Consider the following 14,023-nt stretch of genomic DNA (forward strand, 5'->3'; position numbering starts at 1 on the left):
AGTTAATTATCCTTTGGGAACGTCAGCTTTGACACAGGATGAACCTTTCTTTTTTCTATCGGTGGAAGCTTCAAGTAGTCACCATAGAGAAATGTTAAATATTCATCATAATCGCGGCTTGCTTTAAGCGTTACATTTTCAAATTTCATATCAATTGTATCCTCATACCATTTCCGCTTATATCCATAAACACGATTGCATGCTGGAAAGGTTAGACACTTAACCATTTCAGTGTTTTTTCTATTCCGAAATTTTACGTAATGAGCATAATTACTCTTCAACGCTTTTTCGGGCATTAAATTTAATATTTTATAAACCAATCGAGCAATCCCGCTAGCAGTATGCTTCCCTACTTCAGAGTAAAAAATTTTTCGATAAATAAACGAGTGAAAATTACATACACAGCGTGATACATAATGATCTGGAACATTGTCGCAAACAAAAATATCAAGAAAAATCCCTTGTTCGTACGGCATATCTTCTTGATTTAACCTAATGAATTCAGTATTCAAACGACGTAATTTTGCGTAACCCCATCTATAACCAGGTGTCCGGTTTATATCTTGCAGATAAAACTTATCTGTATTTAATTCTTGATCAACCACCAAAAGAAGCTTTTCATATTCATTGCGATTTAAAATTACATCCGCATCATCATCCCATGGTATAAATCCACCATGTCTTATAGCACCAAGCAAGGTGCCACCATCGATACTGTAAGTAATATTATGTTTTCGGCATATTCTATCGAATTCAATAAGAAGCTCTAGTTCAATGCTTTGAAGTTGTTTTAATTCCTCAGTGGATAAATTATAGACTTTTTTAGTTCTATCCATTATTTAGCCCTTTCAATATTTACTGCATTGCAATTTAACTCAGGAGCAGCCCAATTATCAAAATTCTATCACCACCCAAATAATCCCATCCACTTTAGTTCTTCCTGTTCTCCAAAAACTTTTCTATAACTTCAGCCATTGTAACTGAATCTTTGCACGTCAGCTTGAATTCACTCTTGGTATTGCCGTTTATCATAGACAGAAAATCGTTAATCTCATATCTCAATCCGTCACCAAGAAAAATGTCTGAGTATTTTTCAACATCGTTTGGATTTTCATAGTGGATTTCGAAATAAGTTGTTTTCCACCATGGTGAGTCTACTTTTATGTACCCCTTGGTTCCCGATATTATAAGCTGACCATCAGATTTGACTCCAAGACCACAAGTAGCAGTCCCTATACCGTTCGGATACCTGAAATATGCCTTTGTAAAAATATCAAGACCGTTTTCATCCTTTATTGAATCAAAACGCACTTCTTCGTACTCAGCGCCAAAGATCTTAATAATAGGAAGCATAGTGTAGCTTCCAAGCTCAGTGAAGCTGCCGCCGAAGTTCAAATCAGTTCGTTCACGATTCGCAGAGTTTTCAAGTTTTGTAAAGCAAGACTCAACATTACGTACACTGCCGATTATTCCGCTGCATGCGATTCCCATCAGCTTACTAAAACCTGGGCAATAAGCTGTTTTTATCCCTTCAAATAGCACCAAATTTCGCTTCTTTGCATATTCAAAAAGCTCTTCTGCCTGTGTTTTTTCCAAAACCATAGGTTTTTCACAGAGAACATGTTTCCCATGCTCAAGCGACATTTTGATATAGCTGTAATGCGTTTCGTGTGGTGACGCAATGTAAACTGCATCAACCGCTGTAAAGAAATCTTCTATTCGGGTATATGCATTAATCTGCCATTTCTCAGCGAACCTTATAGCACTATCTGTATTTGGGTTATATACCCCCTGTGTATTTACACCGCTAACAAGCTTTACTTCCGGTATAAACCTCTCCGCTATACGTCCCGTTCCGATTATTCCAACTCTCTGGATGTGTTTATTTTGTGTGCGCAACATTGTGCTAGAAATATCTTTAGTTCTTTCAAGATATACAACCTTGCAATAATCATTAAGGTAATCAAATTGACCAGCCCAGTCTGAACCCACTGTAAAAATATCAATTTGAAATTTTTTAATATCTCGAAATTTCTGCCCCTGTGACTCTTCAATAATAATTTCGTCAGCAAAACCCGTTTTTCGAACATTTTCAACTCGAGTAATTAGTGAGTCTATTACATTAAGCTTTCCTCTAGATTGGTCATACCCCTCAGTAGTAACTCCAACAATAAGATAATCGCCAAGTTCTTTGGCTCTTTGAAGCAGTCTGTAATGACCTTCATGGAACAGATCGAATGTACCGTATGTTATTACTTTAGTCATACAGACAGAGCCCCCTAATTTATATTCAACTGCTCTTTTATAAATTTATGGATCTTTTCACCGCATGAGCCATCATTGTTTGCGGCAATTTCTTCATAAGCTTTGATCTGGTATTCCTTATTAAAATTATTACCCGTAATATCACCCTCAAGGAAATCGGAGAGTGTATTAAACGCATTTTCTTCGCAACAATACTGCAACCATTCAGAATTCCTTCTAAACCCTGGCTCATTTGCTTTTAGCTCATTGTTATCAAATTCTATTTTAATTTCTTCATACTTGCTGTTTTCCAAATCAACATTATATAGTTTTGTGTCATAAAGTGAAAATAAATGATAGCACTTATTATCCTCATCTGTCGGATAAACGAACCAGCTTTTGCACCATGAAGCATAATATCCGTTCTTTATAGCATCTGGAGCATCAAACGGAGGTTCCCACTCGGCAGACTCGCCAGTAACTCTATTTAGCTTAATGTACATATTCGACCAATATGGAGCTAAATAGACATAATCTCCAGAGAAAGCAGGACGGCTAAAGGGCCGATCCATACATTCAAAGCCAAAATGAATATTTCTGCATTTCAGATTCTCGGGAAAATCCGAATATTCCCGGATTTCACCGCTTTTAGGGTTCCAACAAGTAACAGCAGTTCCCGAAAAGGGCAGAAACCACAAATTAGTCCCGTCAGAACTTAAAGCCATACAACCGAAAGTATTATTTGCGCCTGTAGTTAAAACCTGTTCCTTTCCGCTTTGAGCTTCAATTGCCAACACATGGTTACTGACAGGAGAAGCAATAAACAAATACCCGTTCTGAACACAATATCCGCCTACCAAATGTTCTCCATTTTTCTTACCGTTAATAACATCAAGATTAGTATCGAAATAGTGGATTTCTCCATTTTCAGTATTGTATCTGACTATAGCAGGGTAAAGCCTTGGTATCAGAAAAATGAACTTTCCGCAACTTATTGCTCCGTCAAATGAACCGGGACGTTCAGTGCATCTTTTCAACCTAATACGTTTGCTAATTTTATTTTCATAAAATACGATTATATCCTGTGCATTTTTCGGGCAAATGTACGTGCGATCCCCGACAGTCAATGCATATGAATAATAATCCCCATAAGCATAATCGGACAAATCGCACATATACTGGTACTTGTAATTATTATCCGGTGAATAATATAGTTTATCCCCCCGTGTAATCAACCATCTGTCGTCAGAGTACACATTGAATATTCTAGAAATAATAGCACCGCGCCAGTCGTCTTCATCAGGTGCTGAATTAATGTTATTATCTAAAATAAATATCGGTTTTCCTACAATACCAAAAAGCGAAACAACAGAAGTACCCGAATCACCAATGTAAGCATCGCAAAGCGCGATGGTAGATGTAATATCAGGCGTGTCATCATAAATGCCGATATCATTTTCAATGAAAAATCGTTTCAATAACGAATAAATCTGCTTATATTCGGGCCGCATAGAATCAAGTGTTGATTCAAGCAATGGGTGTGGTCTCCATAGCAGGCACACATTGTCATGAACCGCAAATACGTTAAATACATATTGAATCTTTTTTAAAAACACTTCAGTATTACTCAACAGACCGTTAATGCTTGTGTTAAAAAAATAATTTTTTTTACCTGCCATTTTTGCTTTCCAAGCAGTAGGTGGCGCAGGCGGATTGTTGCATATGCGTATAACCCTATCAAACTTTGGCGAACCCAGCGGAAGCATTTTTTTTGAAAAAGTCGAATCAAAAAAGTTGCGCTGTTTCTCCGACTGTGTAACGATATAATCTGCATGATAATAAGCGGAACAACTCTTTTGGCCCTCAGCCATACCCCCTGATGTGGAGTAATATGGAATATAAACCAGCGTCTCTGTATACTCCTTTAATTCCTGGGAGTAGAACCTAGGATCAACAGAGGTAACAGAGTTGTAGTCGTCATACGGATTATGAATATAAACAACATCCGGTCTACGAATACTTATGTCGTAGGATTCATAATGAGTAACTGGAACATATTCAGGCATATCCCCGCCTTCATAATGAATGTCACCGAATGAACCATCCGGATTCCGATCAAAGTATGGAATAGGTACAACATAAGCTTCGCATTGTTCGTCTTCGTTTGCCGCCATCCAAACGCTTTCAAGTGAATCCCACATTGACGCCTTATAAGGAAAAAATACTACCTCGAGTTTATTTGGCTTAAGTTCGTTTTTAACGCTGTTCTCAATCATCCTAAGTTCTTTTTTTAGTTGAGCAATAAAACTTCCATTAATCTTTTCGATTTTCACGGCAATATTATAAAGACTCGTGTGGTATGCCGTTAACAATTCAACTGTTCGTGTGCCTTCACCTTCTAAGTCCTCGATAAACTCTCCTATATAAACTGCCGCATCCTGACAGTCGCTCAATAAGTTGATTACAGTTGGGATATTTTTCTGTTTGAATTGTCGTTTGATTTCATCAGTCGCCTCATACAGTGTTGTTACTAGATTCTGAAGTTGTTCTTGCTGGTGCTTCCTCATTAAACTCCGCCCCTGTATGGATGTTATTTACTTTGTCATGGCCTATGTTTCACATACACAAAATTCGCTTTTTATATATGTTATATCGGTATTAAGCACCTATTGATGAAGGGTCAGAAAAAATTCCCAACTCAGATTACTTTTGAAGATAGTGGCTAGTACAGCCGCGATAAAAAGCACAATCAAAAGCCCAAATTAAAATAAATCGGGCTTCTTGGTTACTATAAAAGTAAGTGTAATGTGAATTTTATCACTAGCGCTGCATAAAAGTTCGCCGTTTTAGAAAAAAGAAAATTCAGAAAACGCGTATGCGTGGTATAAATGAAAAAGGTCGGACAGCGGCATGTTTAAGGGCACGTTGTCGTTCAAACATTGCTTAGCTCAGGGGATCAGGTCTTTCCTTTTGCCACCGCGCGTTACGATCCACAAGGAAAAAGTAAAATCGAACTCGCGGGTGATATGATTCAGGCTGTCCCGATGTCTTCCTGCCGAACCTATGTTCTGATGGATTCGTGGTGTCCATCTGCTTCCGTACTTCAAAAATGTACAGAGCGTGGATTTCACGTCATTAGCGGCTTGAAAACGAATAAAACGAATCGTATTTTCTATCCGCAAGGCATCCGCCAATCGCTCAAAGACTTTGCTTCCTACATCTCGAAAACGGATACCGATCTGGTGGCCATCGGCTCCTCCGATTATCGGGTATATCGCAATGAAGGCAAGCTCAATGTCGTGGAAAATGCCGCTTTGCTTCTATGTTGGAAAGATGGGGAAGGCTTTGATCCCAAGCATATGAAGGCTTTTCTAAGTACGGATGTTTCCCTGAGTAATGTAGAAATATTGAGCTATTACAGCAAACGTTGGGCGATCGAAACCTACTTTCGTACCGCGAAAGTTCAGCTGGCCATGGATCGTTATCAGGTTCGCTCGATTCAGGCCATTGACCGTTACTTGACCCTGCTTCTATTTGCTGCGCTGTGTTGTGCGTATCGGAGCCATGGAAGCTTGATTGATGGGATACATGGCTTCCACCTGCAGAAAAAGCACGACATGATTGAATATATCTTCAACCAAGCTCAGCGCGGGGCGTCACTAGAGCAAATTAAAACGCGGCTCAGAGTCGCATAGAGAATCTGTCAGATTTTTTAACTTACAAATATTTGAAGCAATTATTGGCAAGTACAGTCATTAAGCAACTCACACATAATAAAGGAAAACAATCTCAAACACGATAACCCATTTATCAATAGAAAAAGAAATCATTCTTCGCTTCGAAATTTTTGTCCGATAATTCCCTGAAAATCTCGCTATAATAATTTCGTGTATTAACAATCACAAAAAACTTTTTTTTATCCAGAAAAAATGCGGGTTCCTTAAATAGGAACTCACTTTCCATTGTTATGGATATTTCCTTGTCATAAGCATAGTAGTCCAGCCCATTCTTTTGCATTAAGCTTTCGATTTCATGAAAATTCCCATGCATTCCCCAAATTACAACCTTCCTACTATTCAACCTTTCCCTTAAAATCTCTTCTAGTCTTTCTAAGTATGATAATATCTTTAGTTTTGAAAATATTTCGCTCCATGCTATAAAGTCTCCTTTCCATACCAGATTGGGTTTTATACCTGTATAATTAAAGTTAGAACACACAATCCATGTGCTATGTTCTATTTTATGAACATTTTCGTCGAGACTATCTTTTAGTATTAATAAATGCACCTCTGTATTAGTGAAGCTTTGAACCAGAGATTTTTTTAAATCAATGATTTCACTATTCGTTACATCATTAGTGTGTCTAACAAAAAGAACTTTTTTGCAAAAATTCATACGACTATAAAAACTCTCAACCTTATGTTTGAATTTTGAATTTAGAGTTTTGTAAGTATCAGGATGAAGAAAATTCCCTTTTGGAATATCATGTCTCGAAACAAAATTTGTTTCCTTATCTAAAATAACTAAGTGTCCCTCTTCATCCTGTTTTTCAACCAATTGTTGATTTTCGTGGTTAAAAAAAGAATTAAACTTATTATCAAATTGTCTACTAACTTGCGATGTATCAAGACTTACTATCCAATCAAAAGGACTGCTAATATTGAACAAACCATTCATTCGTATATTTTCCGCTATAGCGCATGAACTACCTAAACTAACAATTGCATCATAATAATTATCAAAAAATTCATAATCACCCACAATCATCACAACTCCATTCTTTCTATTTATTTGCATTTCTTTTGAAGACTAGCAGCCCCTCCTGATTCATATCAATGTGTCATTGCCCTGAGTCTCACTTTTGAAGGCTCGTATTCTTCTTTTGACGCTTTTTCATAACAACTTTTTGCATTTTCCAAAGCCCCCGTCACTTCATAAAACACACCCAGATTATGATAGGCCAAGTAACTCCCTGTTCCCAGCACACTATCATATTGGTTGTTCTCGCCTATTTCCAGGCAAGTCAGGTAACATCGCTCTATTTCGGGTAGCAGATTCATATATTTGGCGGTATGTTTCATGATTAATTCCAAATAATAAAGACCCGATACAAAATGGATATCGCTGTAGTCTTGCCATTTACTTCTGGCTAATTGTACAACCTCAAGGACCTCCTTAAGCTTCTCGCACCCCATAGCCGCATAAACGAGGTCTACGACGATGTTGGGGTAAAACCCTGCCCGCGGGTCGCCATGGCGATAGGCTTGCTCCAAGTGGTTGTATGCGGCGGCATGATCCTCTAGTCCACGATACTCTTTAGCAATTTGATAGTGATAGTAAGCATTTGAAGGGTCCGTAGCCAACACCTTCTGCAAAAGCGGGATATTACGCTGCGAGCGCGTATTTTGATAATAACCGTCATGATTATATTCAATACCAACAATGATGCGCGGCAAATCAGAGTTTAACTGCTCATGGATGACGCCTGAATAGCGCAAATGGCTGGGATACAAACGGGATACAAAGCTTTGCGCGTAAGAGTCGCCATCTTTTCCTTTGAATTTATCAATAATTTTGACCCGGCCAATTGCCGGCACTCCCTCTATAAATTGCCGTAAGGCTGGACCACAATCATTGGTAATATAATCATCGGCGTCTAGAACCAGCGCCCATTGGCAGGTTGTTTTTGACAATGCAAAATTCCGCGCATCTGAAAAATTGTCCGTCCATTGGAAGTCATATACCAATGCTCCATAAGACAAGGCAATCTCCTTTGTATTATCACTAGAACCCGTATCTACCACTACCATTTCGTCCACTAGCGGCTTAACACTCTCCAAGCATCTGCCGATTACAGCTGCTTCGTTTTTTGCAATCATAACCAATGCTACAGTTGTCATATAAACCTCCGATTATTTAATATAGTGAACGGGAATATCCCCCAGCAATATTCTCTTTAAACCTTGAAATCGTCTCACGGCACAGAATAAATGATATAATAATAGTATACTTTGACTTCATTATACTTTATTTGACCCCCACGAGGAGAAAACATGACCAAACTACTATCAGTTTGTTTAATTGTAAAGAATGAACAGGATGTTCTTGAACGCTGTTTGAATAGTATTCGAAACCTGGCCGACGAAATAATTATTGTGGATACGGGATCTACCGATTCCACGAAAGCTATTGCTTTAAAATATACTTCTAACATTTATGACTTCAAATGGGTTAATGACTTTTCAGCAGCGCGCAATGAAAGCCTCCGGCATGCCACAGGGAAATGGATTCTAGTATTGGATGCGGATGAATATATTAATCCAGCAGATGCCGAGCAATTCAGATGGTTCCTACAGGAAACAGATGCGTTGGATGATAGAGTCTATTCCATCTCCGTTGTCAGCTATCTAGGGAAATCAGTACAAAATGCCAATATCACTACTGCTCCAATCCCCAGACTAATCCCGAACGGTCAAGGGATTGTTTATCAGCGCCCCATACATGAACAGCTTACCGATAAAAATGGCGAAATATTGGCGGCGTATACGGCTCCCATCACGGTTTTCCATACGGGATATTTGCAAGACATGATAGATTCCCGGAATAAATCGGAACGCAATCGCCAAATCTTCACTGCGCTTAAAGAAAAAACAGGGTTTACTCCATACGACCACTTTACCATTGGCAACGAGCATGCTATACAAGGCGACTTTAAAAAAGCACTATATAGCTATGAAAGAGCGTTAAGTAAAGCAGAATCAAACAATCCATGGCGCTGGAATTGTGCTTTCGACATGGTGAGTATCTATACCAAGCAGGACAGGTTAAGCGAGGCATTGGAAGTTGTTAATCGCATTTTCTCCACTCATCTGGAATACCCGGAATACTATTGTTTGCTGGGGCTTATTTACGAATATGCAGGTCTTAACTCACAAGCTCGACTGAACTATTTGAGTGCCTACGAAAAGGCGGACAAGTTATCACAAACCCAGGATACCTTCTGGCTGATTAACCCCGAGTATGGGACAACCGTTCCGCTTATCAAGCTGGTGCATATAGCTCAAAAAGAAAATAATTTGACCGATCTTGTACTTTACTCAACCAAGCTATTGCAGATTAATCCCTATAACTACCCCTATCTGCTAAATCTCTTAGAGATATTAACAGTTTCTGAAACGACTGAGTCTATAATAGGTCTTATGGAAAAATTATATCCCGAAAATAAACAAAGCGATTATTTTATGTTGCTAAGAATCTCGATCGGATTGGGCCAACAAGAGTTAGCCCGTTACTATCGCGAAAAATTAAACGATCAAATTACCGTAATGGCTAACGATGAAATGAAATGGTCTCTGATTGAACAGGATCAGGTCCGCTTCACTTCAGCAGTCCAAGTACTGCCGCAACCAGTGAGCAGTCAAGAAAGCATCCTGCTTCTCTATTTAGGCTCTCAAGTTTTTGGAAATTCCGATGTAGTGGCCAAGCAATCCATTCATCCTAATTCCCACCCTTACCTGGAACAACTGAGTACTCTCAATAGCTCAGTCATACAAGATGATTGGATTCATCAGCACTCGGCCGTCATATTTACTTATCTTTCTGAATTGCTTATTTTAAAACAATACGATTTATTTGACTCAGCAATCGGAAAATTGCAACATCCCGTAATTATTAATCAGCTAGCAGGTTATTTCTATCGAATCGGCCGTACAGACTTAGCCATTGATTACTTCAATTTATTGGCGGATTGGGATAGCCTTAATGCAATTAACCATGTAAACTTTGCTATTCTCCATTTCAAAAATAACTTGGTAACAGAAGGAATTCCATGGCTAACAACAGCGATTGAAATGGAGCCGCATAACCGTGAATTCTATGGATTATTATTTACGTGGTGTCAAGATCAAGATACACTAAAAGAGTTCAAAAAACGTTACCTTTCCTTATCCTCCCATCTTGCCAAAATGCCCGCTATCCAAAAGCTTTAGCATAAATGTAAATTCTCTGCCCATGCATCGGGCAGAGAATTCATATTGACCACTGTTATCGTGGAAGTCTTATTTATTTTCGATAATCTATAAAATAGCTCTCTCCCGCTAAATCCATATCATAACCGGAGCGCTGCTTCCGCGTCTCATCTAGCTTTTTTAATTGTTGCGCGGCATTATTGCGATGTTCATGCATGCGCCGGTTAACTTCATTATCCAGTTGGGAAATTTGCTGAATATACATTTTTTCGGTTTCATTTAGAGTGCCGTACAAATACAGCTTTTGAATGATACTCTCTCTCATTTCAACAAGTTCGACAAATTCCTCATAGGGAACCTCCGATGTCTCCTCTACAAGTTCGCGCGTCTTTTTGTATAAGCTGGCCAACTCTTGAATCATTTTGTTGCCCCTGCTTCGGCCTGGCTTCCACCATTTTGCTTAATGGCCTGCCTCCAAGCCTCCCGCAACTCCTCGAGATGCGTAATTACCTGTTCTGCTAAATCTGGCGATTTTTTCGTGTTGGCCTGAATCAACAGATGAAGCAAATATTCATAAATGGAATACAGATTTTTAGATATTTCGATATTGGCATCAAGGGAAGCAATTAACTCATGAATTATGGATTGCGCTTTAATGAAAAATTGGTTTGCACCACCATACCGCTGTTGTGAAATCTCGTGAATTGCTTGCTTTGTAAAACGAATAGCTCCGTCATAAAGCATAATAATTAACTGTGCAGGAGTCGCTGTTTGAACAGACGACTCCTGATACTTGTGATATGGGTTATTAATCATAAGTTCCCATCTCCTTATCAACCCAAAAAGCCGGACAGGCTGCTTGATTGTGAATTGAATTTATTAATAGCAGACTCCATAGCCGTAAACTTTTTGTAATATTGCGTTTCCAGTGCAAGTAATTGCCTGTTTAGATTCGTAATCCGATCATTAATTTGGCGTTTTTCCGTGCCTAATAATGAGGTTTCCAAGAAAGTTCCCGTTAATGATGTGCTTACTTGCGATGTACCGGCCTTTTCTGACAAGAGTTTGATTGATTCCATCAAAACATCGCTTACCCGTGTAAAAATACCGGAATCCTTGTTATTAACTTTTGTATATCTTTCAGCAGGTTTATCCGGAGATCTGGCCGTGAATAGCTGCATGATTTGGTCCGGGTCATTTTCAATTGCGGCGAGTAGCTTACTCTCGTCTTGAATAACCAGTTTGCCTTTCTCATGCCATTGTCCAGTTGTAATTCCAATGGACTGAATGTTAAATCCCCTGGTTGGTCCAAAATCGCTGATAAGCGCTTCCCGAAGTTGTGACACCGTCTGTGATAAAATACCATCATTTTTAAGCAACCCGCTTTTAGCCTTGCTATCCCAAAGCTCTGCTTGCTTATCGGTTAGCCCTTCCCTTTGTTCATCTGTTAATGGAGCATAACTACGATATTTATCTTCCCCGAGCTTACCATTCAGTGTATCAAGGACTTTATTGTATTCGGAAATAAAAGTTTTTATATTTTCTAGGATTTTCGCACTATCCGTACCAACGGTTATTGTGGAGCTTTCGCCTACGGGAGTTTCGTGATTTAACTGTATAATAACCCCATTAACAGTAATGCGATTGTTAGTAGCTGTCATAGTTAAGCCATTAATTTCAGCCGTGCCTTCTTTTCCTACTACTTTATTAGTTATCGCTGCACCAGCCGGGGTTCCAGCTCCGAAATCAATACTCCGCTTTCCAGATGTTTTGGAAGCCATGGCAATCTCGCCCGTACTACTGTTGTATAGAGCAGTAACGTTTGCTTCTTTATTATTATTTATTTTATTTAATAGCGACTGAAGTGTATCGTCACTATTATAGGAGATAGAAACTTTTTTATGCTTAGCAGGGTCTGCGTCAGTATCATCAACCAGCTCTATAGAACCACTGGTAAATCCTAAACTACTGAGCTTAACTTTGTCAGCTTCTCCACTGCCTGCCAAGGTAAGCTTTACCGAAGCTGCAGTCCCCAATTCTTTAACGGTTACATTAAATACACCCGCTGGAGCACCCGTAGACGACGTGGTGACAGAAATGGCGGACGTATTGCCTGTTACAGTAGCTTTTTTAGCATTTATTGCAGAAGACATACTTAGGTTGTTTTGCAGCTTATTATTTCTAAGATCAACCAAAGCGGTGCTGACCGAACGGTAAGCTTCCTGCTTATATTCAATTCCCAGCGACTTTTGCTGAAGTTTTACTAGTGGTGCTCTACGCGCTTCCATCATTTGCTTAACAATGGAATCAATATCCATCCCTGAGGCGAGACCTGTCATTCTCACATTATACACCCCATTTCATCTATAGTTAAACTTTTGTGTCAATGAGTAATCCGTTCACTTCAATGAGCTTAGCAACGATATCAAGGGTTTTTTCCGGAGGAATTTCTCGAATCATTTCGCCAGTATCAGTATTAATAATTTTAATCATGATCGTATTGGTGGCGTCATGTACCGAAAGTTCGGCACTGGTATGCGGACCTTGCATAGCCTTTATTGCTCGATCGACCATTTTAACCATTTGCTCATCACTGACAGATAGTTTTGAACCCGTTCGCTCTGCCTTTTTCAATTCCGAAGTTGAACGAAGATTATCGCCTTCATCCCTTTGTTTGGGCGCACTATCATAGTTGAAACTCTCTGCTGCCGCTGGCCTTGTGGAAGATGAGGGTATAGAAGATATTTGGAAGGACATAATTCCACCTCATTAGCAAGGGTAATAGATCAAACTTAATTACAAAACAAGCTCTATACAAACAGAGACTTTGGATAAAAATCCAAAGCCTCTGTGTTTGATCCTCAAGCTGTCATTAACGGAGCAACGACAATACGCCTTGCGGTGCCGAGTTGGCTTGCGCCAGCATCGCTTGTGAGGCTTGAAGCAGAATGTTGTTTTTGGTAAGCTCGACCATTTCCTTCGCCATGTCTGTATCGCGGATACGGGACTCAGCGGCAGTCAGGTTCTCAACGGTTGTACCCAAGTTATTGGAAGTATATTCCAAACGGTTTTGAGTAGCACCCAGTTTAGCACGCTCAGAGGAAACTGCTGTAATAGCGCCCTCGATGGATTTCAACGTCATTGAAGTCAGAGCTGTTGTAGCTGTCAGACCGTTAACACCAGAAGATCCGTTAGAGATAGTAGTAGCCGTGATTGAAGCCAAGTTAATTCTCTTGATTTCAATTGTTTGAGTGCTATCATTAGCTTGAATTTTCACAACAGAGCCAGTAGCTGTCGAGCCTGCAACTGCTGCACCACTGCTGATGGAAATTCCGTTAAATTTGGTATCGTTCAGGATATTAGTGATTTGAGTGCTCAGCTCGCTTACTTCTGTTTGGATGTTAGCCAGGTCAGTGGAAGAGTAAGTACCGTTCAATGCTTGAACGTTCAGCTCTTTCATACGAGTAAGCATGGAGCTAACTTCGTTCATTGCACCCTCAGCAGTTTGAACGAAAGAGATACCGTCTTGTACGTTACGTTGGGATTGCTCCAAGCCACGGATTTGACCACGCATTTTTTCGGATACTGCCAGACCAGCAGCATCGTCGCCAGCACGGTTAATACGAAGACCGGAAGACAATTTCTCCATGTTTTTACCAGCAGCATTGGTGTTCAAACCCATGTTACGGTGGTTGTTCAGAGCGGTAATGTTGTGATTAATACGCATTGATATTTCCTCCTTGAATGTTGGTTATATTTCCCACGTCCGTGTGGTAAACTGATTCAGGTCGGCCGCCCTTATCAGCCCTATG

The 14,023-nt window shown here is 39.6% G+C and carries 11 protein-coding genes and 1 pseudogene; 2 read left to right on the forward strand and 10 right to left on the reverse strand.

Annotated elements, in window-relative coordinates:
- Positions 1-2: 2 nt before the first annotated feature.
- The 3 genes from A7K91_RS19815 to A7K91_RS19825 all read right to left on the reverse strand — a co-directional run bounded on the left by A7K91_RS19815 (position 3) and on the right by A7K91_RS19825 (position 4,811).
- Positions 3-836: a LicD family protein gene (locus tag A7K91_RS19815; protein ID WP_068685975.1), complete on the reverse strand. Its 834-nt coding sequence runs from the start codon at positions 834-836 to the stop codon at positions 3-5.
- Positions 837-930: 94 nt separating this feature from the next.
- The gene (locus A7K91_RS19820) at positions 931-2,265 is read right to left on the reverse strand and encodes a Gfo/Idh/MocA family oxidoreductase (protein ID WP_068685977.1); all 1,335 of its coding nucleotides are present in this window, start codon (positions 2,263-2,265) and stop codon (positions 931-933) included.
- A 14-nt stretch (positions 2,266-2,279) separates the two neighbouring features.
- Positions 2,280-4,811, reverse strand: coding sequence for an NHL repeat-containing protein (locus A7K91_RS19825; protein WP_068685979.1), 2,532 nt, complete (start codon positions 4,809-4,811; stop codon positions 2,280-2,282).
- A 351-nt stretch (positions 4,812-5,162) separates the two neighbouring features.
- On the opposite strand from A7K91_RS19825, the pseudogene A7K91_RS19830 reads away from it, so the two are divergent.
- Positions 5,163-5,939 (forward strand): annotated as a pseudogene (locus A7K91_RS19830) (transposase); the annotation flags it as partial.
- A 115-nt stretch (positions 5,940-6,054) separates the two neighbouring features.
- Here the strand turns inward: A7K91_RS19830 and A7K91_RS19835 are convergent.
- Positions 6,055-7,005, reverse strand: coding sequence for a DUF1796 family putative cysteine peptidase (locus A7K91_RS19835; protein WP_169833433.1), 951 nt, complete (start codon positions 7,003-7,005; stop codon positions 6,055-6,057).
- A 71-nt stretch (positions 7,006-7,076) separates the two neighbouring features.
- Positions 7,077-8,144 carry a glycosyltransferase family 2 protein gene (locus A7K91_RS19840; protein ID WP_245697697.1) on the reverse strand — a complete coding sequence of 356 codons (1,068 nt, stop codon included), beginning with the start codon at positions 8,142-8,144 and terminating at the stop codon, positions 7,077-7,079.
- Between the two features lie 153 nt (positions 8,145-8,297).
- Between A7K91_RS19840 and A7K91_RS19845 the strand changes: the two genes are divergently transcribed.
- The gene (locus A7K91_RS19845) at positions 8,298-10,232 is read left to right on the forward strand and encodes a glycosyltransferase family 2 protein (RefSeq protein ID WP_068685983.1); all 1,935 of its coding nucleotides are present in this window, start codon (positions 8,298-8,300) and stop codon (positions 10,230-10,232) included.
- A gap of 73 nt (positions 10,233-10,305) precedes the next feature.
- Here the strand turns inward: A7K91_RS19845 and fliT are convergent, their stop codons facing one another.
- The 5 genes from fliT to A7K91_RS19870 form a co-directional block, all read right to left on the reverse strand.
- Entirely contained in the window at positions 10,306-10,632 is a 327-nt protein-coding gene (gene fliT, locus A7K91_RS19850; RefSeq protein ID WP_068685984.1) for a flagellar protein FliT, read from the reverse strand.
- Positions 10,629-11,027 carry a flagellar export chaperone FliS gene (fliS, locus tag A7K91_RS19855; RefSeq protein WP_068685986.1) on the reverse strand — a complete coding sequence of 133 codons (399 nt, stop codon included), beginning with the start codon at positions 11,025-11,027 and terminating at the stop codon, positions 10,629-10,631. Before fliS ends, fliT begins: the two co-directional genes overlap by 4 nt.
- A gap of 17 nt (positions 11,028-11,044) precedes the next feature.
- Positions 11,045-12,550, reverse strand: a complete 1,506-nt coding sequence (fliD, locus tag A7K91_RS19860; RefSeq protein ID WP_082967605.1) for a flagellar filament capping protein FliD — start codon at positions 12,548-12,550, stop codon at positions 11,045-11,047.
- A gap of 31 nt (positions 12,551-12,581) precedes the next feature.
- Positions 12,582-12,968: a flagellar protein FlaG gene (locus A7K91_RS19865; RefSeq protein ID WP_068685990.1), complete on the reverse strand. Its 387-nt coding sequence runs from the start codon at positions 12,966-12,968 to the stop codon at positions 12,582-12,584.
- A gap of 115 nt (positions 12,969-13,083) precedes the next feature.
- Positions 13,084-13,938 carry a flagellin N-terminal helical domain-containing protein gene (locus A7K91_RS19870; protein WP_068685992.1) on the reverse strand — a complete coding sequence of 285 codons (855 nt, stop codon included), beginning with the start codon at positions 13,936-13,938 and terminating at the stop codon, positions 13,084-13,086.
- Positions 13,939-14,023: the final 85 nt, after the last annotated feature.

The sequence above is a fragment of the Paenibacillus oryzae genome (assembly GCF_001675045.1).
Classification (GTDB): Bacteria; Bacillota; Bacilli; order Paenibacillales; family Paenibacillaceae; genus Pristimantibacillus; species Pristimantibacillus oryzae.

Excerpts from the sequence above, each read along its gene's own strand:
- A7K91_RS19865 (WP_068685990.1), bottom strand. The coding sequence starts at position 12,968 with ATGTCCTTCCAAATATCTTCTATACCCTCATCTTCCACAAGGCCAGCG.
- fliS (WP_068685986.1), bottom strand. The coding sequence starts at position 11,027 with ATGATTAATAACCCATATCACAAGTATCAGGAGTCGTCTGTTCAAACA.
- A7K91_RS19840 (WP_245697697.1), bottom strand. The coding sequence starts at position 8,144 with ATGACAACTGTAGCATTGGTTATGATTGCAAAAAACGAAGCAGCTGTA.
- A7K91_RS19845 (WP_068685983.1), top strand. The coding sequence starts at position 8,298 with ATGACCAAACTACTATCAGTTTGTTTAATTGTAAAGAATGAACAGGAT.
- A7K91_RS19815 (WP_068685975.1), bottom strand. The coding sequence starts at position 836 with ATGGATAGAACTAAAAAAGTCTATAATTTATCCACTGAGGAATTAAAA.
- fliT (WP_068685984.1), bottom strand. The coding sequence starts at position 10,632 with ATGATTCAAGAGTTGGCCAGCTTATACAAAAAGACGCGCGAACTTGTA.
- A7K91_RS19870 (WP_068685992.1), bottom strand. The coding sequence starts at position 13,938 with ATGCGTATTAATCACAACATTACCGCTCTGAACAACCACCGTAACATG.
- fliD (WP_082967605.1), bottom strand. The coding sequence starts at position 12,550 with ATGACAGGTCTCGCCTCAGGGATGGATATTGATTCCATTGTTAAGCAA.
- A7K91_RS19820 (WP_068685977.1), bottom strand. The coding sequence starts at position 2,265 with ATGACTAAAGTAATAACATACGGTACATTCGATCTGTTCCATGAAGGT.
- A7K91_RS19825 (WP_068685979.1), bottom strand. The coding sequence starts at position 4,811 with ATGAGGAAGCACCAGCAAGAACAACTTCAGAATCTAGTAACAACACTG.